Consider the following 21,561-nt stretch of genomic DNA (forward strand, 5'->3'; position numbering starts at 1 on the left):
CAAGGATGGTTGTTTTTCACGTCGAGTCTTGCCCAGTTGATCGCATTTGATTGCGCTTGTTAATGCAAACCAGTTGCAGTTGATCAAGAAGACGAAGAACTCGAAAAAAACCTGAATCCGATCTGAAATTATTTTGCCGAGATGATTTCCTGGCTGCCATCTTCACGGGTTTTGATCGCCACCGGCAGGATGCGCGGCAAGGCGCTGAGCAAGGCGTCGGTGTCGTTGGTCTTGAACACGCTGGTCAGGCGCAACTGCCCCAGAGCGGGCGTACTGACGTGCAGCGGCGTGTCCCGATAGCGCGACACTTCGGCCGCAACCTCAGCCAGGCTGGCGTTATTGAACACCAGTTGCCCCTTGCGCCAGGCCGTCAGCGCTTCGGTATTCACTGGTTGTATGGCCGCCACCTGCCCTTGGGCATTGACCACCGTGCCCAGCCCCGCCGTCAGGTTAACCCGCGATCCCGGTTCGTTACCCTGCACCCGCACAGTGCCCGACTCCACAGCGACTTGCGCCTGGCCGTCCTCGTGGCGCACATCAAAACGGGTGCCGGTGACGGTCACCTGGCCAGGGCCTGCGAGCACCACAAAAGGCCGATCCGTGTCGTGGGCCACGTTGAACATCGCCTCGCCCTGCTTGAGCACCACCGTGCGTTGCTGGCGTTCAAAACTGACCAGCAATTGGCTACGACTGTTGAGCTCGATAGCCGAGCCATCCGGCAAGGTCACAGTGCGGCGCTCGCCTGCCGTGGTGGCAAAGCTGCCCTGGTAATTGCCCATAGACTGCAACTGCGTCCACACCAATGCGCCGCCCGCCATTGCCAGCACGCTGGCCGCCAGACCAAAACCCAGTACAGAACGGCGCTTGATCGGCTTGACCGGCACCTCACAGAGTGCCTGCAGGCGCTCCTTGGGCAACAAATCTGTTGCCGACCACAAGTTGACCAGCCATTGGTATTCCGTTTCATGGCTCGGATGGCGGGCGCGCCAGGCCTCGAATTCAGCCTGCTGCGCCGCATTCAAAGCCTGCGCCTGCACACGGGCAAACCAGGTTGCGGCAGCGTCACGCACACTGGCGATGTCGTGGGTACCGTCACGCGTATCCATCATTGAGCCTCCACCCGTTCACGCAAATGTCGCAGGGTGCGGATCATATATTTTTCCACCATGTTCTTGGACAGTCCCAGGCGTTCGGCTATCTCGGCTTGGGTCAGGCCTTCGATCTTCTGCCAGACAAACACCTTCCTGCAGTTCAGCGGGAGCTCTTGCAGGGCTTTTTCAACAGACTCAGCCAACTGGATAGCACGCATGTACTGCTCCGGGTCGCCCGTCTCGGACGAACTTGGGGGAACGGCTGCCTGCTCCTTGGCGTCACGTAACTCTTCACGGCGAAAACCATCGACAGCGATATTACGCGCCATTTGATGCAAATAGGCACGCGGCTGCTCGACGGCCTCCGAAGTGGATTCGAGCACGCGTACAAAAGTGTCATGGGCCAAGTCTTGCGCCTGCTGGCGGTTACGCAAGCGACGCGTCCAGGTACCGATCAACTCTTCGTAATGTTCAAAAAAGCCCGCTCGGCGGGGCACTTTGTGAGTCATCGCACTGGACTGAATAGATGGGGCGTGAATAGTAATGCTTCCTATTAATCCCAGCAATCATTGCGCTGACGGAAGGTTGCCTGGCTCACACCTCTGCCAACGCGCGCAAACGCCGCTCGACCTGATGGCCACGGGCAAAGCCGAACCAGCGGGCCGTGAGCACGCCGACCAGGCCCATCACCCCACAGAACAGCACGCACACCCACGGACTCCACGGCATCAGGGCAATCAGCAACAACGGCGTGATACTGGCCCAAAGCGCGTAAGCGATGTTGTAGGTAAAAGAAATGCCCGACACGCGAATCTCAGCCGGGAACAAACCGACCATCACTGACGGCACCACGCCAACGATCCCGCAGGTCAAACCGGCCAGGGCGTAAGCCAGCCCCGGCAAGCCCCATTGCCCGACCAGGCTGGCGTAGAGCACGCCAATCCCCAGCGGCAACAGCACGCTGTACAGCACGATGCTGCGCCAGACGCCGATCCGGTCGACGATCAGGCCTGCCAACACACAGCCAATGTTCAAAAACACGATGCCCACGCTGCTCAAAGCAAAGGTGTGGCTGGCGGTCATGCCGAACTGCTGTTGCATCACGGTGGGGGTAATGACGACAAACACCACCACGGCGCTGGTCAGTACGCAGGTCAGCAACGCGGCGGGCAGCAATGACGGGCGAAAATCCCGCAATACTGTGCGTAAAGGCAGCTCTACCCTGCCCTCACGGCGCTCGCGCAGTGCCAGAAATACCGGGGTTTCGCTCAACCAGCGGCGTAGCCACACACCAATCACGCCAAACACGCCGCCCAGCAAAAACGGAAAGCGCCAAGCGTAATCAAGGATTTCGGCCGGGGTAAACAGTTGCGCCAGCAAGGTCGCCGTCAGGGCGCCGATCAAATAACCGAAGGTCAGACCGGCCTGTAAAAACCCCAAGGCATAGCCACGACGCCCGGCAGGCGCGTGCTCGGCAACAAACACCCAGGCACTGGGCACCTCACCGCCAACTGCTGCGCCCTGGAAAATCCGCAGCGCCAACAGCAAGAGCGGCGCGAAATAGCCAATGTCGGCATACGTCGGCATGATCCCGATCAGCAGACACGGCAAGGCCATCATCAGGATGCTCAGACTAAATACCCGTTTGCGCCCCAAATGATCGGCAAAATGAGCCATCAAGATGCCACCCAATGGGCGGGCCAGATAGCCGGTCACAAAAATCCCGAAACTTTGCAGCAAGCGCAGCCATTGCGGCATATCGGGCGGGAAAAACAGCTGGCTGAGGGTCAGGGCGAAGAACACGAAAATGATGAAATCATAGATTTCCAGCGCCCCACCCAGGGCCGCCAGCCCCAGAGTTCTATAGTCGGAGCGCGAAAAACGCGTCGTGACAGCTTGAGTATCGGCAGACATAAATACGCTCAAAGTGAACTGGACACGCCTATGCTGGCGCTTGATTCGAGGGCCGAGCATAACAAATCCCTGCGCAGGCACGCAGATACGAACGCTGCAACTCGTCTTGCTGAATGCTGTAGGAACTTACGCCCCTGCTACGACGCCGCGCTGTCGCGCAGCAAACAGGCCACCTAATATCTTCAGCATCCCCCAATCGGTTCCCTCTCCTTCGGGAGAGGGCTAGGGTGAGGGGGGCTCTTAGATCAAGATCAAAAGATCGCGAGACAAGCTCGTACTTCGGATTCGGGATGCGCCTCAAATCCTTGGCCCGAGCCTGTCTCGCGATAGGGTCTCGATTTATTAGCCCTGCCAGCCTCCGCCCAGCGCGCCATACAGGTCGACCAGCGACAGTGAAACCTGGGCGGTGCTGTCGACCAGCGCCGCCTGGTTGGCCAACAATGCGTTTTGCACGGTCAGCACGTTAAGAAAGTCCACGGTGCCTTGGGTGTACTGTTGGTGAACGCTGTCCAGTGCCCGCTGGTTGTGCGCGACCGCCTGCAGCAGGCTGTCGCGGCGGCGCTGGTTGGCCTGGTACGCCACCAGCGCGTCGTCCACTTCGTGCCAGGCACGCAGCACAGTTTTCTGAAAACCAATACCGGCTTCTTGCTGGCGGCCTTCTTGTAATTGCAGCGCGCCTTTCAGGCGTCCGCCCTCAAACAAGGGCACGCTCAGCCCTGGGCCAAAGGCAAAGCTGCGCGAGCCCCAACTGCCCAGGTCCGACAGTTGCAACGCCTGAAACCCCATATTCCCGGACAAGGTAATGCGCGGGTAAAAGTCCGCCTCGGCGACGCCAATGGCAGCCGTGGCTGCATGCAGTTGGGCCTGCGCGCGGCGGATGTCCGGGCGTCGTTCTGCCAGTTCACTGGGCAAGCCGATGGGTACGGTCGCGGTATAGGACGGTACATTGGCAGGCGTGCTCAATTGTTGCTGCAAAGCTCTTGGCTCGCGCGCCAGCAACAGGCTCAGGGCGTTGATCAATTGCGCGCTGTGCTGTTGCAACGGTGCCAGACGCGCCTGAATTTCTGCGACTTGGGCTGCCGCCTCAGAAACTTCCAGGTCCGTCGCCACGCCTTCCTTGAGTTGTAGCCGGGTCAGTTCCAGGCTGCGCTGGGCGATGTGCAGGTTCTGCTCGACCACCGCCAGCCCTTGCTGGGTGCTGCGCAGTTCAATGTAATCCTGGGCGGTCTGTACGATGACCAGCAGTTGCACGGCATGGCGGTCTTCTTCAGCCATTTGCACCGACGCATCTGCTACCTCCACCGAGCGCTTCACGCGCCCCCACAAATCGGCCTCCCAACTGATGCCGAGCCCGCCGTTCCACAGGTTAAACGCCTGCTTGCCCTCTTTACCCGACGGGTCATTCAGGCCGCGCTGGCTGTTGCGACTGCGGCTGTAGCCCGCCGAACCGTCTACCGCCGGCAGCGTGTCGGCGGCGACCTGACGGCGCATGGCCCGGCTTTGCTCAAGGCGGCTGGCGGCCATTTGCAGGTCAAAGTTGTGCGTCTGGGCTTCGCGTACCAGCGCCGATAACTGCGCGTCGCCAAAACTGTCCCACCAGCGCATGTCCACCGGCGACTCAGCCGTCCCGCTGTGCCCGGACTGGCTTGGCGTGTTCGCCCAATGCGCGGCCAATGGTGTCTCGGGCGTTTTGAAATCAGGCCCCATCACGCAACCGCCAAGGCTCAGCAGGCTGTAACAAGTGACGGCGCAGGTCATTATTTTACTGTTCATCGTGCGCTGACCTGCTGCCCGGAGGTGCTGGCGGTGTCGACGGATGCATCCACCGACATACCTAGACGCAGTTGCTGGATCAACGGCTGGTCTGAGTCCAGGGTGATTTTGACCGGAATGCGCTGCACCACCTTGGTGAAGTTACCCGTGGCGTTATCCGGCGCGATGGCCGAGAACGTCACCCCCGTGGCCGGGGCAATACTGTCGACGGTGCCGTGCAGTTGCTCGCCGGGGAAGGTATCAACCGTGACCATCACCCGCTGCCCCGGGCTCATGTGCGTCAGTTGATGCTCAAGAAAGTTCGCCACCACGTAGGCCTTGGCCACCGGCACCACCGCGAGCAAGGTGTCGCCCGGTTTGACGTAAGCACCTTTGCGCACGCTGCGGCGCCCGACCACGCCGTCAAACGGCGCCACCAACTGGGTGTATGACAACTCCAGTTCTGCCCGTGCCTGCAACGCTTGTGCATGCTGCACCGAAGCCTCGGCGGCGGTGTGTTGCGCGGCCAGCACTCGGGTTTGCTGACGGGCGGCTTCAAGTGCCGCGCGGTGTTGCGCCAATTGTGCACGGGCTGTTTGTGAACGGTTCTTCGCCTGCTGCGAGTTTTGCAGAGTGCCTGCACCCTGCCCGGCCAAGTGCTCATAGCGTTGCAACTCGTGCTCGGCGAACTCCACCTGGGCGAGGTCGGCATCGACCGTGGCCTTGGCCTCCTCGATCAACGAACGCTGGCGCTCAAGCATCGCCTGGGCATTCATCTGCTGGGCCTGGGCCGTGGCCACCATGGCCTGGGCGGCCATTACGCTGGCTTGATAATCCTGCGCATCGATGCGCGCCAGCAACTGCCCGGCTTTGACCGGCTGGTTGTCCTCCACCAGCACTTCATCAATAAAACCCGCGACTTTCGGCGCGATCAGGGTGAAGTCGGCACTCACATACGCGTCATTGGTGCTCTGCTCCGGGCCGCTGGCAAACACCACGCGCCACAACCCGTACAGCACCGCCAGCGCCAGCACCCCTGCACCCACCATCAGCAAAGGCTTGCGCCCGTTTGTCGTACTCATTTAACTGCTCCCGCCACTGTGCCCGGCGGATAAATCCGCGTCGGGCCAAAAGGAATAATGACAACCAATAAAATCGCGACACCGGCCATGCACAGATACAAATCCGACGAGGTCAGCACCATCGCCTGCTGGTGCACCCGGTGCGCCAGATCGACACCGGCAGACACCAGCGGCGAGTTGCCCAGGCGATCGACCAGGCTCATCGAGTGGAAGTGCTCACGGTTGATTGTCAGCACTTGCAAGACGCTGCCCGCCGCCACCGCCGAGAAGCCTTTAACCGTGTTGAACCACGCCGAGGCGAAGGGCCCGTCAGCCGGATTGAGGCCGCCTGTCGACAGCATCAGCAGCGGGATCACCGCCATCGGCTGAGCGATGATTTGAATCGCCTGCAAACCGTAAAAGTTCTCGCGGCTCCACACCGAGGTCACCTGCGAACCCAGCACACACGCCAACGCCAGCAAGCCCAGACCGATGGCCAGTACCCAGCGGCAATCGACCCAGCGCAGGTTGCACAGGGCGACCACCAGCGGCAGCGCAATCAACTGCGGCAAGGCCACCATCAGCATCACCGGCGCGGTTTCCAGCGGGCGATAGCCCTGAATCTCCGCCAGGTAGCTGGACGGGATCTTGATCACCGCCAACAGCACAAACAGCACCCCGGCCAGGGTCAGCAAGGCGCTGGTGAGATTGCGGTTCTTCAGTAATTGCAACTTGAAGAACGGCAGCGGGTGCGACCATTCGTTGATGAAAAACAGCACCAGCAAGGCCAGCCCGCCGACGATAAAGATCCGGATCATTTCGGACTCGAACCAGTTCAGCCGCTGGCCCAGCTCAAGGCCCAGCACCAGCATGATCAAACCGGGCAAGCCGAGCAGCAGCCCGCGCCAGTCAAACTGCTTGAAACGCTCCAGCCGCAGCGGGTCTTGCGGCAAGCCCCAGGCCACACAGGCCATGGCCAGCAGGCTGAGCGGAATGACTTGCCAGAACGCCCACTGCCAACCGGCGTATTCCACCCACCAGGCCGACAACGGCGTACCAAAGCTGGGGCCAAAAGTGGCGGTCAGCGCATAACTGCCCAGCCCGTACAAGCGGATCTGCGGCGGCAAAAAACGCAACGCCACCGACATCAACATGGGCGGTAACGCGCCTCCGGCAAACCCTTGCAAGGTCCGCAGCAGCATCAACACAGAAACGTTGGGGGCGAAGGGACACAAGATACCCAGCAGCAAAAACGCGCCTATTGCACACAAGGTGAAGCGACGCAGCGAGAACGTCGCCGCACACCACGGCGCGAAGGCCATGGCACTGATCGACGTGGCCGAATACACCGCCAGCAACCAGGTGCTTTCGTCATAGCCGATGCCCATGGCGCCGCGTATGTCCGGCATCGCCACTTTGGTCACGTTTTCGTTAAAACCCGAGACCAGCACCGCCAGCAGCACCCCCACCAGCCCGGTAAAAATCCGCAAACCAAACGCGGCACTGGTCGGTGGCGCTGCAACGGGCGGCGCAACACTGATCGAGCCTGCGGCCAGCGAGGTCACCACTCGGCTCCCGGCGCCCAATCACGCCCACGTTTAAAACGCCAATACATGGCTAACTCCGTCTTCTAACTAGATGACAAAAAGTTTAACCAAGCGGCAATGCTATAAAAATTGATAAATAGCTAACTGTGGAGTGCGTCAGACGCAATCCACAATCAAAGAGTGGCGTTCTCGCAGAAGGTTTTGAGGGTGCGGCGCAACCAGCGATGGGCGTGGTCATTGTCCAGGCGCGGGTGCCAGGCCTGGCTGATTTCCACAGGTTGCAGGGTGATGGGCAGTTCAAACTGGCGCAGCTTCAAACCCAAGGGCTCAAGGGTTTTAAGCAACATCTGCGGCATGAGCGGCAGGATCAGGTCGGAAGCCGCAAGGGCAAAGATCGCTGAATAAAAGGTTGGCGTGGTAAAGGACACGCGCCGTTCAAGGCCTATCTCGGCCAGCATCGAATCGATCGGCCCACGAGGAACACCTCGGCGGGACACGCTGATGTGGTCAAACTCGACAAAGCGTTGCACGGTGAGCGGCTGGTCAAAAATGGGGTGACCTTCGCGGGCCAGCCCCACAAACGGACAAGTAAACAGGCGCTGGACCTTGATGTCCGCAGAAAACTTGTTGGTGGCGCAGATGGTCAAATCGATGCGCCCCTCGTTCAGCGCCTGATCATCGGTAAATCCCTCGGGCACAACCCGCAAGGTTGCTTTGGGCATTTCCTGGGCCATGCGCTGACGCAACGCTTCGCCGTACACACCGAAAAATACATCGTTGGAGCGGATGCTGAACGTGCGCTCCAGCGTGCGCAAATCGCTGTCCTGGCTTTGGGTGAACACCCCGTGCGCCAGCTCCACCACGCCGCGTACCTGCTCGCGCAGCTCCAGAGCTCTTGGGGTTGGCACCAGTCCGCGTCCGGAACGCACCAGAATCGGGTCATTCAACACTTCGCGGATACGCGTCAGGGTACGGCTCATGGCCGGAGCACTGAGGTTCATGCGCCGGGCAGCGCCCGCCACAGAGCCCTCTTCAAGCAAGATATTGAGGGCAACCAGCAGATTCAAGTCAGGTATTTGCATGGCCGCAAGGTTAGCGTTTAACGCCCGCAGAGGCCAGATGCATCAAGCCGCATCGCCGCACAAGGTTGTTAAGCGGTGCACCATTATTGCGCAGGAGGTAAAACTGTATCCCAGCTCCTTAGCTAGCTAACTAAACCCCGTACAGGTAAATTGCCCGCCGTCAGGTTGATGCCTGACGCTCTCTTTGGTTGAGAATCTTGGCCATTACCGGATCCCCATGAGGGTAATGGCCCTTTTTTCTCGCTGCTTGACGCCCTGCCTTCCTCGCCCCAAACACGCCTTTAAAGATCGCTGCCTCATACGTGGGCCGCGACTACAAACCGGCTCATCATCAGGTCTATGATGCTCACTCGTTTAACCCACTGACAGGAACCCTGGCATGAATCTCAATCTGCGTGGAAAACTTGTGGTCATTACCGGCGGCAGCAAGGGCATCGGCCTGGCCTGCGCCCGTGCATTCGGCCAGGAACAGGCCCGTGTGGTGATCGTGTCGCGAACGCTTGAGAATATCGAAGCGGCGCTCAATACCCTGGAGCAGGACGGGATCAAGGCAAGCGGTTTTGCCGCTCACCTGTCGGTCTACGAAAATGCAGTGCAGGTGATCGCCGATATCGAAGCGCAGCATGGCCCTGTCGACATCCTGATCAACAGCGCCGGTGCGGCCAAACGCTTTGACCCGCAAGACCTCGACGGCCAGGCGCTGCGCGCGGGCATGGAGGACAAATACTATCCGGTGATCAATAGCCAACAAGCCGTGCTGGTGGGCATGCGCGCCCGCGGTCAGGGCGTGATCGTCAATATCATCGGCTCGGGCGGCAAGGTGCCGACCAGCACTCACCTGTCCGGCGGGGCCGCCAACGCCGCATTGATGTTGGCCACCGTCGGCGCCGCCGAACACTACGCGGCGCAGGGCATCCGGATCAATGCGATAAACCCCGGCTATACCCTCACAGGCCGGGTCGAACAATCGGTGGCCGTGGAAGCCAAGCGCTTGAATATTTCCCCCGAAGAAGCGTTGGCGCGTGGCGTGGCCAGCGTGCCGCTGGGGCGTTACGGGAAACCTGAGGAGGTGGCCGACGCGGCGCTGTTTCTCGCCAGCGACCGGGCCAGTTACATCGTCGGCGCGATCCTGCCGGTGAACGGCGGGCGCAATCCGGTTATCTGAACCTCTGCGCCAAACGCAATGCGGCCTGCTGACAGGCCGCATTTATTCGCTGCGATTACTTGGTTTTGGCGACCCATGAATTGAAGCGCTGCTCCAGTTCTTCGCCATGGTTGACCCAGAACTCGTTATTGATCGGCATGGCCTGGGACAGGTTATCCGGCGCGGTATTGAGCCGTGCTGCCAGGGCCGGGTCCAACAACGCTGCGGTGTTCAGGTTGACCGAGCCATAGCCCAACTCTTTGGTATGGATCTTCTGGTTTTCCGGCTTGAGGGTGAAGGCAATAAAGTCTTCGGCCACGGCCTTGTTTTTGCTACCAGTCGGGATCGCCCACGAGTCGATGGCGTAGATGCTGCCATTCCAGACCACCTTGAGGTTGGCCCCGGATTGTTGAGCGGCGAATACCCGGCCATTAAAGGCCGTGGTCATGACCACGTCACCGCTGGCCAGAAACTGCATCGGTTGCGCACCGGCTTCCCACCACTGGATATCGGACTTGATCTCATCGAGCTTGCGGAATGCGCGATCCACGCCTTCCTTGGTAGACAGCTGTTTATAGATGTCGGCGTACGGTACGCCGTCGGCCATCAACGCGACTTCGAGTGAGTACTTGGCGCCTTTGCGCAGGCTGCGCTTGCCAGGGAATTTGCGGGTGTCCCAAAAATCGGCCCAGCCGGTCGGCGCGCTGCTGACTTTGTCACCGTTGTAGGCCATGGCCATCGACCACACCAGCACACCCGCGCCGCACTCGGACAGCGTACCCGGCACGTAGTCTGCCGGGTTGCCCAGCTTGCTCTGGTCGAGGGGTTCAAACAGGCCTTCTTCGCAACCGCGAATCAGCTCCGGCGCTTCGACCTGCACGACGTCCCAGTTGACACTCTTGGTGTCGACCATGGCTTTGATCCGGCCCATCTCGCCGTTGTACTCGCCTGCAATTACTTTGTTGCCGCTGGCGTTGGCGAAGGGTTTGTAGAACGCGTCGGTCTGCACGTCCTTGCTGGCACCACCAAACGAAATCACGGTAATTTCGTTAGCCATCGCATTGGCCGAAATAGCCGCGATAAGCAAGGCTCCGATTGCTGTCTTTTTCATATCTACCTCTAGGATTAATTGTTATGGCAGAGTTGAATCACGCTTGGCAGCGCTCACTGAGCGAGCGCCCAGCTTCGCACATCTGGCTCTGGGGCCAGTCGAGTGTTGAGTCAGGCCGTTGACGACCTGACCGCTGCGGTCCCTCAGCTTTGGTAATCTCCTTGATCTTTGGAAATCAAACGCAGCACAGACGACCAGGCCAGTTGATGCAGGTTGTGCTCAATCTCGTCATCGGACTGTTGAGCGGTCAACTCACATACGGCCTCGGAGGGGAATCGCAAAACCGCCCCGCCCGCCTGCGCTTGAACCTGGGCCTGACAGGCACGCTCCAGGAAGTAAATCTGATTGAACGCCTCGGCAATCGAACGGCCGGTAGCGAGCAAGCCGTGGTTACGCAAAATCATCACCATGTGCGGGCCCAGGTCGCGCACCAGGCGCTGGCGCTCATCCGGGTTGAGAGCGATGCCCTCGTAGTCGTGGTAACCCAGACGCCGGTAGAACTTCAGCGCGTGCTGGCTGATCGGCAACAAGCCGTCTTCTTGCGCGGACACCGCGATGCCTGCCGAAGTGTGGGTATGCACGATGCAACTGATGTCATGCCGTGCAGCATGAATCGCTGAATGGATGTTGAAACCCGCACGGTTGACGCTGTCAGGGCCGTGATGGGCATCGACGGTATTGCCGTCATAGTCGATCTTGACCAGATCGGACGCGCGCATTTCATGGAACAAAACCCCGTAGCGGTTGATCAGGAAGTGCCCTTCCTCACCCGGCACCCGAGCCGAAATGTGCGTGTCGATCAGATCGGTCATTCGAAAATGCGCCACCAGCCGGTACAGTGCAGCCAGGTCGCAACGGGTTTTCCACTCATCATCGGAAATCAGGCTGCGGTCGAATTGAAAAGGCGTGTCGTGCATCGCGGGTCCTTGTTCGATTGAGGTGGCAATGGCATAAGCTTGCCCCCGCACGCCAGCGGCGACCATGCACAGAAAACCTGCTGCCGGCGCATTACTGTTATGGTCTTTTTACCGGTACACATACCGCAGCCCTTCGAGCCTGGACGGATGTTTATGATGTTTTTGGATCCCGACTCCGAGGAGTCACTGGTCAACCAGATCGTTTCGGGGATCAGCCTGGCGATCAAAGAACACCGGCTGAAATCCGGCAGCAAACTGCCTTCGATCCGCAAATTTGCGCAGACCCACAAGGTCAGCCACTTTACCGCTGTCGAAGCCTACGACCGCCTGGTGGCGCTCGGTCACCTGACGCCGGTGCGCAATGCCGGTTTCTATGTGCGCAGCAGCCCCGGCAACCCGCGCCCCGACCCTGTGCCGGTGACCCACGAAGAAGACACTGAGTTCGACTTTGACGCGCACCTGCTGCTGCAAAAAGTCTTCGAGCCCATGGGCATGGAATTACGCCCGGGCATCGGCCTGCTTCCCGAGCAGTGGACAGACCACGACGGCCTGCAACGCGGCCTGCGCACCTTGGCGCGCAACGAGCCCGGCAGTTTTTCCGGTTACGGACAGGCCAAAGGTTCACCCCGGCTGCGCGCTAAACTCGCAGAAAAACTGGCAGACACGCGAATCGCCGCCAACCCTGAACAAATCATGCTGACCAGCGGCGGCAGCCATGCGCTGGACCTGGTCACGCGTTATCTGGTGCAACGCGGTGACAGCGTGCTGGTGGACGAACCGGGCTATCACAACCTGTTCCTCAACTTGCGTTTGCAAGGGGCCAAACTGCTGGGTGTACCGCGCACCCTCGATGGTTTCGACCTTGAAGAGCTTGAAGCGCTGATCATCCAGCATCGGCCCAAAGTGTTTTTCACCAACACCCGCCTGCACTGCCCGACCGGCACCAGCCTGTCGCTGGCGGTGGCGCACCGGGTGCTGCAACTGGCTGAAAAGTACGACTTCCTGATCGTCGAAAATGACATTTACGCCGACCTCGACACCACCGGCCAGCAAGCGCTGGCGGGCATGGATCAGCTGTCGCGGGTGATCTATATCGGCAGCTTTTCAAAAACCATTGCCCCGGCATTGCGGGTCGGATTTGTAGCGGCGCACCAGGAACTGATCGACGAACTGGTGCCGCTCAAGCTGGTCAGCGGCCTCACCACCTCGGAGCTGACCGAAGAACTGGCCCTGACGGTATTGCTTCAGGGCCGCCACCGCAAACACGTCAAACAGTTGCAGGGCAACCTCGCCGACGCCCACGAAACCGTCGCTCGGTTGCTGGAAGGCGTGGGCATGGAGTTGTTCGTCAAACCCCATGCCGGGATGTTTCTGTGGGCCCGTCATCCCTTGATCGAAGACTCGACCGCGCTGGCAACCAAAGCCCGCGACGAAAAAATCCTGCTCGCCCCCGGCCAGTTATTCATGCCCAACGCGCAGATCGTTCCGTGGATGCGATTCAATGTGGCGCATTCCCTTGATGAGCGCATTTACCAGCTGTTGGAGCGGGAGATAGAGCGCCTCTAAGATCAAAAGATCGCGAGGCAAGCTCGCTCCTACAGGGTATCTGGGGGTTTTGTCCTACAAAAAACGCTCTGACGATTGTATGAATCGTCCATCGACTCTAGAGTCTGGGTTGCCCTGCTGGCGTTTACGTAAACGTTATGTTCTGCACGGCCTAAAAAGGATGCCTGGCCACGCCCGTGTTCAGGCGCGCTATAACAAAAAAGGGCTTCTCATGACTTATTCATCTTCGCCTCACCCCGAGCGCATTGATCAGCATCTGGATTCGGCTTATCGCAGAACGGCCTGGCGTGTCATGCCGCTGTTGATGGTGTGTTTTCTGGTCGCGTACCTGGACCGGGTCAACGTCGGCTTTGCCAAGTTGCAAATGCTCGATGACCTTAAATTCAGTGAAGCGGTGTACGGCCTGGGCGCCGGGATTTTCTTCATCGGTTACCTGATGTTTGAAGTCCCGAGCAACATCGCCCTGCACCGTTACGGCGCGCGCCGCTGGATCGCACGGATCATGGTCACCTGGGGGTTGCTCTCGGCGGCAATGATGTTTGTACAAACACCGTGGAGCTTTTACACCCTGCGTTTTTTGATCGGCGTGGCTGAAGCCGGGTTCTTCCCGGGGATTATTTTTTACCTCACCACCTGGTTTCCAGGCCATCGCCGGGGCGTAATGGTGGCGTTGTTTATCTCGGCCTTGCCGATTTCCAACATGCTGGGCTCACTGATTTCCGGTTTCATCATGCAGTACATGCATGGCGTGGCGGGTTACGCAGGCTGGCAGTGGCTGTTTGTGATCGAAGGCTTGCCGGCGGTGGCGCTGGGCATGGCGGTGTTTTACCTGTTGCATGACCGCATCGCCGATGCCAAGTGGCTGACAGCCGAGGAAAAACAAGGCATGCAGGCCGCCATCGAGCGCGACAACCAAGGCAAGCAAGGGCACTCGATACGCGAAGGGTTGCTCAACCCGAAAATATGGCTGTTGGGCGGCGTGTATTTTTGCCTGGTCATGGGCCAGTACATCATCAGCTTCTGGATGCCGACCATCATCCGTAACAGCGGCATCGAGCAACCGTGGGTGATCGGCATGCTTTCGGCTATACCCTTCACCGCAGCGGCGGTGGTCATGGTGCTGGTGGGGCGCAGTTCCGACCGCCATCGTGAGTACCGCTGGCACCTGGCAATCTGCGCCACTTTGGGCGCCGCCGGGGTGCTGTTTGGCACACTGTTCGGCGGCAATCTGGTACTCGGCATGATCGGTTTGACCATTGGCACCGCGGCCATGGTCAGCAGCCTGCCGGTGTTCTGGAGCATGCCCACCGCAGTGGTCGGCGGGGCTGCCGCAGCGGCAGGTATCGCGCTGATCAACTCCATGGGTAACGTCGCAGGCTTCTTTGCCACCATCGTGGTCGGCTGGATCACCCAAGTCACCGGCAGCACCCAAGCCTCGATGTACATGATGGCGGCGGTGCTGGTGCTGGGCGGCGTATTGGGCCTCTGTGTGCCCAAGGTCAAAGCCGGTATCAGCGGACTGGCCCCGGCCAACCCGCTGCCACAACAACCCTGACCGCTCAGGCGGGCCCGGCGGTCAGCACATGGCTGCCGGGCCATTGATCCTGCAGGCACATGTCGCTCACCACCTGACGTATCAGATCGGCCACAGCCTGCCGCGCCGGGGTCGATGGCATGCGCGTCGACACGCACAACCCTACACGCCGATACAGCCCGGGGCAGTCTATGCGTCGCGCAATCAGACGCCCCTCGTCGACTTCGCGGCGGGCCAGGTTGAGCGGCATGATGGTCGGCCCGATCCCCGCTTCCACGGCGCTTTTAAGAATGTGCACCGAGTTGACCTCAAGGGCCACCGACTCAACGAACGCACCCTGTTTGGCCAGCGCAGCCTCAACCAGCACCCGCGTGCAATGCCCGTGGGCCAGCCCCGGCCACACCAGCGGGCGCGCCAGTGCCTGCTCAAGTGTGAGGGCGCCGGTGCCCGGAGGTTGAGGGTCGGTCGCCGCGCTGAGCCAGTAAAAGTCTTCTTGCAGCAGCGGGCTGAAGGCGATTTCCGCGGGCAAGCCAACATCGGTAAACAACGCCAGGTCGATGCGCCCGTAGAGCAGTTGCTCAAACAGATTCCCGGTCAGTTCTTCATTGAGGTTCAGGCTGATATGCGGGTAACGCGCCGCCACTGCACGCAGCAATGGCAAGGCCAGCGGGCTGGCGACGCTCTGCGGCAAGGCCACCACCACCGAGCCGCTGAGGGTCTGCGCCGAGTCGAGCACCGCCACGCGGGCGTCCTGCAGATGCTTGAGAATACCTTGGGCGTACTCGTAGAAGACTTTGCCCGGATCCGTCGCGCTGACGCCGTTGCGGCTGCGGTGCAACAGCTGCACGCCGAGTTCTTTTTCGAGTTCCAGGACCTGTTTACTCAGGGCCGATTGGGCCACAAAGACTTCGCGGGCAGCCCCTGAGAGGCTGCCGCAGTCGATAATCGCCACAAAATATTTGAGCTGTCGAATTTCCATGCTGGCGATTCTACAGCCCTTGAGGCGCTCAGGCGTCAGCCAAAAATCTTGCCGGGGTTCATCAAGCCTTTGGGGTCTAGCGCGTGCTTGATTGAACGCATGACATCCACGGCATTCTGGCCATGCTCGACCGCCATGTAGTCCCGCTTGGTCAAGCCAATGCCGTGCTCGCCGGTGCAACTGCCTTCGTAGGCAATCGCCCGCTCGGCCAGGCGGTGCGCCACCGCTTCGGCGCGGGCCACTTCATCGGCATTGTCGGGGTCGACGAGGATCAAGGCGTGGAAGTTGCCGTCGCCCACATGGCCAAAAATCGGCGCCAACAGGCCATTTTCTTCAAGGTCTGCGGCGGTCGCTTCAATGCACTCGGCCAGACGCGAAATCGGCACCACCGAGTCGGTGGTCAACGATCGGCAGCCGGGACGCAACGCCACCGAAGCAAAGTAGGCATCGTGCCGTGCTTGCCACAGCCGGGTGCGGTCTTCAGGGTTGACCGCCCATTCAAAGTCCTGGCCGCCGTGTTCATCAGCCACCAGGCGCACGGTTTCAATCTGCTCTTTAACCCCGGACTCCGAACCATGCAATTCAAAAAACAAGGACGGCGCTTCACGCAGTGAGGTCTTGCTGTAAGCGTTGATCGCCCGCACGGTCAGCGCATCGATCAGCTCGATGCGGGCAATCGGCACGCCCAACTGAATGGTCTGGATTACCGCCTGCACGGCTTGATCCACTGAAGGGAAGGTGCAAATGGCCGCCGACACGGCTTCAGGCAAGGGATGTAACTTAACCGTCAACTCGGCGAAGGTCGCCAACGTACCGCCCGACCCCACCAGCAAGTGCGTCAGGTCATACCCGGCCGAAGACTTGCGGGCCCGGCCGCCGGTCTGGATCACCCGACCGTCTGCCAGCACCGCGGTCATGCCCAGCACGTTCTCGCGCATGGTGCCGTAACGCACAGCGTTGGTGCCCGACGCCCGGGTCGAGGCCATACCGCCCAGCGACGCATCGGCCCCCGGATCAATCGGAAAAAACAGGCCGGTGCCGTGCAAAGCGGCGTTCAACTGTTTGCGCGTGACACCCGGCTGCACCGTCACGTCCATGTCGTCCGGGCGGATCTGGATAATCTGGTTCATGCCCGACACATCGATGCACACCCCGCCCTGCACCGCCTGCAGCCAGCCCTCAAGCGAGGTGCCGCTGCCGTAAGGAATCATCGGCACATCGTGGGCATGGCACAGGCTGGAGACGCTGATGATCTCCTCAAGGCTCTCGACAAACGCAACCGCATCCGGCGGGACCGGGCCCAACGACGAAATATCGCTCCCGTGATGCTCGCGCACACTGGCCGAGGTCGACAGCCGCGTGCCCAAGAGTTGCCCCAATGCGAGCAATAAAGACTCGGGCAAGGGCTTGCGGTTCAGCAGCGTTGGAATTGCGTTCATCAGGCCATCCTCGATTATTTTTTTGGCATCACGCGAGCATCTTAAACGCAGCAGGCGCCCTCCCCGCCATTCCAAATACAGAGGGTACTATCTGCTTAAAGCATGGCGCATGGTCAATTGTGCCAGCCTGAACTACGCTGGCTGCCCGATCCTTCGCCGTCGTGGGGCTTTCTATGCAACTGGGTAAAAAGATCTCCAACCTGGAACAGCTGACCTACCGGTACTACCGCTGGATCCACGCCCTGCGCATCAGCCTGGCGTTTCTCATCACCTACACCGTGATCCGTTATTTCAGGCTCGATGGCGCCGTGTGGATCCTCATCACCCTGCTGATCGTAATGGGGCCGCAGCCGTATTGGGGCAACGTGTTCTCAAGGGCGCTGCAACGTACTGGCGGGACGGTGATCGGCGCGGTGTCCGGGCTGATCGCGCTGTTTCTGGAGATTTATTCATTCCCGGCAATGCTGCTGTGGTGCGCGGTGGTGATGTTTGTGGCCGGCTACCTGACCCTCGGCAAGCACCCGTATATGGCCTTGCTAATCGGCTCAACCCTGGCCGTGGTCAGTTGCTCACCGCCCAATGACATGGAGTCTGCCCTTCTGCGCAGCCTGTATGTGTTAACCGGCTCCGTGCTGGCGATGCTCTATTCGAGCATCTACCCGCAGCGCGCCTACACCGATTGGCGCATCACCTTCAGCCAGAGTCTGGGCAAACTCAAGCACCTGTACGAAACCTGCTTTTCACAGAAAACCCTTGAGCGGCCGCAACTGGAAGAACAGCTAAAGGATGAGCTCGACACCATCCTCAAACTGCGCAACTACATCGTCCCGGCCAGCAGTGAAAGCAAGCTGAAACCGGCGGTTTTGCATGGGCTGCAAACGCTGCACCGGAATTTGCTGTCGACGCTGACGCTGATGATCGATGCCTATTGGTCGTCTGCCCAAAGTCACACGCTGATTGAAGATGAGCCGGTGTTGCGTGAGGTTCGGCAGTTGATCCCCCACGCCTTGCAGTCACTGCAAAACACCTTGTGCATGGGCATTGGCAACAACGACATCAGCGACCAGTTGCGGCAGACCACCCGTGACCTCAAGGACCTGGCCCTGCAAGTCGCCAACAGCAAAAATGTCGAAACCCCGTTCTATGCCTATGTCTGGCTGAGCCTGCAAATGCTCCAGCAGTTGACCGAACTGAATGATCAATTGCATGCCGCGCTCTACCGAAAACACGCAGTTGTTCAGCAAGGTTGAGCGCAAAAAACTAAAGACAATTCCTACTTATTCGGTAGGAATTAACCTACTTAAAATAAAGATTTTTTACCGTCTTGTGATTTTTTATAACAACGCGAATTCACGATGAACGCTCAAAAAAAGTCATGAATAGATAAATAACTAATTGTTTTTAATAAAAAAATTAAGAACAAAAAACACTCCCTGCCAACACGCTCTGACAACCCCTGCGCCCAAATAATTGCTCATGCGCTCCCCCCTCAAAAAAAATGGTCTAGGCTCAGATCGCCCCCACCGCAATGGATTTGAACGGTCGAGCCGATGAAACACACCTGCATCGGGTATTACGTGCCTGCGGCCCGTCAATCGGGGTGGGCAGCCCCCGTAAAACACTCATTCATTGTCACCACGCCTGAACGGCTCAGCCCGTTACCGGCTTCTTCACGTGGGCGCAGGTTCAAGCCGTGCCCCACACGCCGAACACTCATTTTTACCGCACTGTAAACAGGAGGGCTTATGCAACTCACCCCCAGAGAGATCGACAAACTCATGGTGTACACCCTCTCGGACGTGGCGCTGCGTCGCAAGGCGCGCGGCTTGAAGCTGAACTACCCGGAGGCCGTTTCAATCATCACCGTCACGGCCCTGGAAGGCGCCCGGGACGGCAAATCGGTTGAGGACGTCATGACAGAAGCCAGCAAGGTGCTGACCAAAGACGACGTGATGGAAGGCGTCAGCGAGCTGATTCCGAACGTTCAGGTTGAGGCGATTTTTACCGACGGCAGCCGTTTGGTGACCGTTCACGACCCGATCAAATAACGGCCTGGCTTGATCGCTCAACGCACACAGCCCTGTTTTGAGGAGCCCGTCATGACCCGCAAAAAAACCGCCGCACCCGCCAGCCCGCATCAGGACACGCATCCTGAGCACAGCATCCCCAATGCCAAAGACCCTGGCGGCGTGCCTAAAGACCAGGAAGACGATGTACCGCTGGGCGGCATTGTCTACGCCAGCACACCGATCACCTTCAACGAAGACCGCCCGGTGACCCAGATCAAAGTGCGCAACACCGGCGACCGCCCGATTCAGATCGGCTCGCATTACCACTTTTTTGAAGTGAACCGCGCACTGGAATTCGACCGGGCTGCCGCCTTTGGCAAACGTCTGAACATCACCTCGACCACGGCGATCCGTTTTGAGCCGGGCGATGAAATTGAAGTGTCGCTGATCCCTTACGGTGGCAAACAGACCGTGTACGGCTTCAACAACCTGGTCGACGGCTGGGCGCCAGACAACACCATCGCCCTGCATGAACGCGCGGAAAAACTGCAAGCCATACAACTTGCCACCAAGCTGGGTTTCAAGTTTTCCAAGACCGATCCGTAGCCCGCACAGCCCCGCATGCACTCACTTTTTTTGCACCTGCGCGATGACGCCCTCAGCGCCAGCGCGGCATTAGCAAGGAGCCATCGATGCCCACCATTTCACGCAAAGAATACGCAGGCCTGTTTGGCCCCACCACCGGCGACAAAATCCGCTTGGGCGATACCAACCTGTTCGTCGAAATCGAAAAGGACCTGCGCGGTTACGGCGAAGAATCGGTCTACGGAGGGGGGAAATCCCTGCGCGACGGCATGGGTCACAACAACCACCTGACCCGCGACAACGGCGTGCTGGACCTGGTGATCACCAACGTCACCATCATTGACCCGATTCAGGGCGTGATCAAAGCCGACGTCGGTATTCGTGACGGCAAGATTTGCGGGATCGGCAAAAGCGGCAACCCGGACGTGATGTCCGGCATCAGCACAGACATGGTGGTCGGCGTCAGCACCGATGCCATCTCGGGCGAGCACTTGATCCTGACCGCTGCCGGGATCGACACCCATATTCACCTGATCTCACCGCAACAGGCTTATCACGGCCTTTCCAATGGCATCACCACCTTCTTCGGCGGCGGCATTGGCCCCACGGACGGCACCAACGGTACCACCGTAACCCCCGGCCCGTGGAACATCCGCAAGATGCTGCGGGCTATTGAGGGCCTGCCGATCAACGTCGGTTTGCTGGGCAAAGGCAACTCTTATGCCCACGCCCCGCTGGCCGAGCAAATCATTGCCGGGGTCGCGGGCCTCAAGGTCCATGAAGACTGGGGCGCCACCTCCAACGCCCTGCGCCACTCGCTGCGCATTGCCGATGAAATGGACGTGCAGGTCTCGGTCCACACCGACAGCCTGAACGAAGGCGGCTACGTCGAAGACACCATTGATGCCTTTGAAGGCCGCACCATTCACACCTTCCACACCGAAGGTGCGGGTGGTGGCCACGCCCCGGACATTATCCGCGTGGCCAGCCAGCTCAACGTGCTGCCGAGTTCGACCAACCCGACCCTGCCCTATGGCGTCAACAGCCAGGCAGAGCTGTTCGACATGATCATGGTGTGCCACAACCTCAACCCCAACGTGCCAGCCGACGTGTCGTTCGCAGAAAGCCGGGTGCGCCCGGAAACCATCGCTGCCGAGAACGTGCTGCAGGATATGGGCGTGATCTCGATGTTTTCCAGCGACTCCCAGGCCATGGGCCGGGTCGGAGAGAACTGGCTGCGGGTGATGCAAACCGCCCACGCGATGAAAGCCTCTCGCGGCAAACTGCCAGAAGACAGCCCGGACAACGATAACTTCCGGGTGCTTCGCTACGTCGCAAAAATCACCATCAACCCGGCCATTGCCCAGGGTGTGAGCCATGTTCTGGGCTCGGTCGAAGTCGGCAAAATGGCCGATCTGGTGCTCTGGGACCCGCGGTTCTTCGGGGCCAAGCCAAAAATGGTGATCAAGGGCGGGATGATCAACTGGGCCGCCATGGGCGACCCCAACGCCTCCCTGCCCACGCCGCAACCGGTGTACTACCGCCCCATGTTCGGCGCCTTCGGCAAAACCCTGCAGGACACCTGCGTGACCTTTGTGTCGCAAGCCGCGCTGGAGGACGGGGTTAAGGAAAAAGCAGGGCTGGACCGCCAGGTCATGGCCATTCGCAACTGCCGCACCATCTCAAAAAAAGACCTGGTGCGTAACGACCAGACGCCAAAAATCGAAGTGAACCCGGAAACCTTCGAGGTCAAGGTCGACGGCGTGCACGCCACGTGCAAACCCATCGACGTGGCCGCCATGAACCAGCGCTACTTCTTCGGCTAAGCCA

18 protein-coding genes and 1 pseudogene are annotated in these 21,561 nt (G+C 59.7%); 7 read left to right on the forward strand and 12 right to left on the reverse strand.

The annotated features are described in order from the left end of the window. Positions 1-128: 128 nt before the first annotated feature. The 7 genes from GHO32_RS06745 to GHO32_RS06775 all read right to left on the reverse strand — a co-directional run bounded on the left by GHO32_RS06745 (position 129) and on the right by GHO32_RS06775 (position 8,447). On the reverse strand, positions 129-1,106 hold the full coding sequence (locus GHO32_RS06745) for a FecR family protein (RefSeq protein ID WP_153336109.1): 978 nt from the start codon (positions 1,104-1,106) through the stop codon (positions 129-131). Further along, complete coding sequence (locus GHO32_RS06750; RefSeq protein WP_048387432.1) at positions 1,106-1,600, reverse strand: sigma-70 family RNA polymerase sigma factor; 495 nt, start codon at positions 1,598-1,600, stop codon at positions 1,106-1,108. The genes GHO32_RS06745 and GHO32_RS06750 overlap by 1 nt, the downstream gene beginning before the upstream one ends. An 85-nt stretch (positions 1,601-1,685) precedes the next feature. Then, positions 1,686-3,005, reverse strand: a complete 1,320-nt coding sequence (locus GHO32_RS06755; protein ID WP_153336099.1) for an MFS transporter — start codon at positions 3,003-3,005, stop codon at positions 1,686-1,688. Positions 3,006-3,347: 342 nt separating this feature from the next. Further along, positions 3,348-4,778, reverse strand: a complete 1,431-nt coding sequence (locus GHO32_RS06760) for an efflux transporter outer membrane subunit (RefSeq protein ID WP_153336100.1) — start codon at positions 4,776-4,778, stop codon at positions 3,348-3,350. Beyond that, positions 4,775-5,839 carry an HlyD family secretion protein gene (locus GHO32_RS06765; protein WP_153336101.1) on the reverse strand — a complete coding sequence of 355 codons (1,065 nt, stop codon included), beginning with the start codon at positions 5,837-5,839 and terminating at the stop codon, positions 4,775-4,777. Before GHO32_RS06765 ends, GHO32_RS06760 begins: the two co-directional genes overlap by 4 nt. Beyond that, on the reverse strand, positions 5,836-7,386 hold the full coding sequence (locus GHO32_RS06770; RefSeq protein ID WP_371924510.1) for an MFS transporter: 1,551 nt from the start codon (positions 7,384-7,386) through the stop codon (positions 5,836-5,838). The genes GHO32_RS06765 and GHO32_RS06770 overlap by 4 nt, the downstream gene beginning before the upstream one ends. Positions 7,387-7,538: 152 nt before the next feature. After that, positions 7,539-8,447, reverse strand: a complete 909-nt coding sequence (locus GHO32_RS06775; protein ID WP_153336102.1) for a LysR family transcriptional regulator — start codon at positions 8,445-8,447, stop codon at positions 7,539-7,541. Positions 8,448-8,826: 379 nt separating this feature from the next. Between GHO32_RS06775 and GHO32_RS06780 the strand changes: the two genes are divergently transcribed. Continuing rightward, the gene (locus GHO32_RS06780; protein ID WP_153336103.1) at positions 8,827-9,612 is read left to right on the forward strand and encodes an SDR family NAD(P)-dependent oxidoreductase; all 786 of its coding nucleotides are present in this window, start codon (positions 8,827-8,829) and stop codon (positions 9,610-9,612) included. A gap of 55 nt (positions 9,613-9,667) precedes the next feature. Here the strand turns inward: GHO32_RS06780 and GHO32_RS06785 are convergent, their stop codons facing one another. Both GHO32_RS06785 and GHO32_RS06790 read right to left on the reverse strand, forming a co-directional pair. Continuing rightward, the gene (locus GHO32_RS06785) at positions 9,668-10,702 is read right to left on the reverse strand and encodes an ABC transporter substrate-binding protein (protein WP_153336104.1); all 1,035 of its coding nucleotides are present in this window, start codon (positions 10,700-10,702) and stop codon (positions 9,668-9,670) included. Between the two features lie 143 nt (positions 10,703-10,845). Continuing rightward, a complete protein-coding gene (locus GHO32_RS06790) occupies positions 10,846-11,619 on the reverse strand; it encodes a class II aldolase/adducin family protein (RefSeq protein WP_153336105.1) in 774 nt (257 codons plus the stop codon). A gap of 153 nt (positions 11,620-11,772) precedes the next feature. Between GHO32_RS06790 and GHO32_RS06795 the strand changes: the two genes are divergently transcribed. After that, complete coding sequence (locus GHO32_RS06795) at positions 11,773-13,185, forward strand: PLP-dependent aminotransferase family protein (RefSeq protein WP_153336106.1); 1,413 nt, start codon at positions 11,773-11,775, stop codon at positions 13,183-13,185. A gap of 211 nt (positions 13,186-13,396) precedes the next feature. Continuing rightward, positions 13,397-14,740, forward strand: coding sequence for an MFS transporter (locus GHO32_RS06800; protein WP_153336107.1), 1,344 nt, complete (start codon positions 13,397-13,399; stop codon positions 14,738-14,740). A 4-nt stretch (positions 14,741-14,744) separates the two neighbouring features. Here GHO32_RS06800 and GHO32_RS06805 read toward each other — a convergent pair whose 3' ends face one another. Both GHO32_RS06805 and GHO32_RS06810 read right to left on the reverse strand, forming a co-directional pair. Further along, on the reverse strand, positions 14,745-15,698 hold the full coding sequence (locus tag GHO32_RS06805; protein ID WP_153336108.1) for a LysR substrate-binding domain-containing protein: 954 nt from the start codon (positions 15,696-15,698) through the stop codon (positions 14,745-14,747). Between the two features lie 35 nt (positions 15,699-15,733). Next, a complete protein-coding gene (locus tag GHO32_RS06810; protein ID WP_048369201.1) occupies positions 15,734-17,137 on the reverse strand; it encodes an FAD-binding oxidoreductase in 1,404 nt (467 codons plus the stop codon). A 173-nt stretch (positions 17,138-17,310) separates the two neighbouring features. Here GHO32_RS06810 and GHO32_RS06815 point away from each other — a divergent pair, with 173 nt between their 5' ends. Beyond that, a complete protein-coding gene (locus GHO32_RS06815) occupies positions 17,311-18,387 on the forward strand; it encodes an FUSC family protein (protein WP_153338165.1) in 1,077 nt (358 codons plus the stop codon). Between the two features lie 341 nt (positions 18,388-18,728). On the opposite strand, the gene GHO32_RS26780 is transcribed toward GHO32_RS06815, so the two are convergent. Next, positions 18,729-18,854: a hypothetical protein gene (locus GHO32_RS26780; RefSeq protein WP_256665485.1), complete on the reverse strand. Its 126-nt coding sequence runs from the start codon at positions 18,852-18,854 to the stop codon at positions 18,729-18,731. Between the two features lie 28 nt (positions 18,855-18,882). Between GHO32_RS26780 and GHO32_RS06820 the strand changes: the two genes are divergently transcribed. The 3 genes and pseudogenes from GHO32_RS06820 to GHO32_RS06830 all read left to right on the forward strand — a co-directional run bounded on the left by GHO32_RS06820 (position 18,883) and on the right by GHO32_RS06830 (position 21,557). Next, the gene (locus GHO32_RS06820; protein WP_048369202.1) at positions 18,883-19,185 is read left to right on the forward strand and encodes an urease subunit gamma; all 303 of its coding nucleotides are present in this window, start codon (positions 18,883-18,885) and stop codon (positions 19,183-19,185) included. A gap of 171 nt (positions 19,186-19,356) precedes the next feature. Then, positions 19,357-19,647, forward strand: a pseudogene (locus GHO32_RS27155) (urease subunit beta); the annotation flags it as partial. A 191-nt stretch (positions 19,648-19,838) separates the two neighbouring features. Further along, entirely contained in the window at positions 19,839-21,557 is a 1,719-nt protein-coding gene (locus GHO32_RS06830; protein ID WP_153326474.1) for an urease subunit alpha, read from the forward strand. Positions 21,558-21,561 lie beyond the last annotated feature (4 nt).

The sequence above is a fragment of the Pseudomonas sp. FSL R10-2189 genome, assembly GCF_009600325.1.
Lineage (GTDB): Bacteria > Pseudomonadota > Gammaproteobacteria > Pseudomonadales > Pseudomonadaceae > Aquipseudomonas > Aquipseudomonas helleri.

Excerpts from the sequence above, each read along its gene's own strand:
- GHO32_RS06745 (WP_153336109.1), bottom strand. The coding sequence starts at position 1,106 with ATGGATACGCGTGACGGTACCCACGACATCGCCAGTGTGCGTGACGCT.
- GHO32_RS06750 (WP_048387432.1), bottom strand. The coding sequence starts at position 1,600 with ATGACTCACAAAGTGCCCCGCCGAGCGGGCTTTTTTGAACATTACGAA.
- GHO32_RS06755 (WP_153336099.1), bottom strand. The coding sequence starts at position 3,005 with ATGTCTGCCGATACTCAAGCTGTCACGACGCGTTTTTCGCGCTCCGAC.
- GHO32_RS06760 (WP_153336100.1), bottom strand. The coding sequence starts at position 4,778 with ATGAACAGTAAAATAATGACCTGCGCCGTCACTTGTTACAGCCTGCTG.
- GHO32_RS06765 (WP_153336101.1), bottom strand. The coding sequence starts at position 5,839 with ATGAGTACGACAAACGGGCGCAAGCCTTTGCTGATGGTGGGTGCAGGG.
- GHO32_RS06775 (WP_153336102.1), bottom strand. The coding sequence starts at position 8,447 with ATGCAAATACCTGACTTGAATCTGCTGGTTGCCCTCAATATCTTGCTT.
- GHO32_RS06780 (WP_153336103.1), top strand. The coding sequence starts at position 8,827 with ATGAATCTCAATCTGCGTGGAAAACTTGTGGTCATTACCGGCGGCAGC.
- GHO32_RS06785 (WP_153336104.1), bottom strand. The coding sequence starts at position 10,702 with ATGAAAAAGACAGCAATCGGAGCCTTGCTTATCGCGGCTATTTCGGCC.
- GHO32_RS06790 (WP_153336105.1), bottom strand. The coding sequence starts at position 11,619 with ATGCACGACACGCCTTTTCAATTCGACCGCAGCCTGATTTCCGATGAT.
- GHO32_RS06795 (WP_153336106.1), top strand. The coding sequence starts at position 11,773 with ATGATGTTTTTGGATCCCGACTCCGAGGAGTCACTGGTCAACCAGATC.
- GHO32_RS06800 (WP_153336107.1), top strand. The coding sequence starts at position 13,397 with ATGACTTATTCATCTTCGCCTCACCCCGAGCGCATTGATCAGCATCTG.
- GHO32_RS06805 (WP_153336108.1), bottom strand. The coding sequence starts at position 15,698 with ATGGAAATTCGACAGCTCAAATATTTTGTGGCGATTATCGACTGCGGC.
- GHO32_RS06810 (WP_048369201.1), bottom strand. The coding sequence starts at position 17,137 with ATGAACGCAATTCCAACGCTGCTGAACCGCAAGCCCTTGCCCGAGTCT.
- GHO32_RS06815 (WP_153338165.1), top strand. The coding sequence starts at position 17,311 with ATGCAACTGGGTAAAAAGATCTCCAACCTGGAACAGCTGACCTACCGG.
- GHO32_RS26780 (WP_256665485.1), bottom strand. The coding sequence starts at position 18,854 with ATGAGTGTTCGGCGTGTGGGGCACGGCTTGAACCTGCGCCCACGTGAA.
- GHO32_RS06820 (WP_048369202.1), top strand. The coding sequence starts at position 18,883 with ATGCAACTCACCCCCAGAGAGATCGACAAACTCATGGTGTACACCCTC.
- GHO32_RS06830 (WP_153326474.1), top strand. The coding sequence starts at position 19,839 with ATGCCCACCATTTCACGCAAAGAATACGCAGGCCTGTTTGGCCCCACC.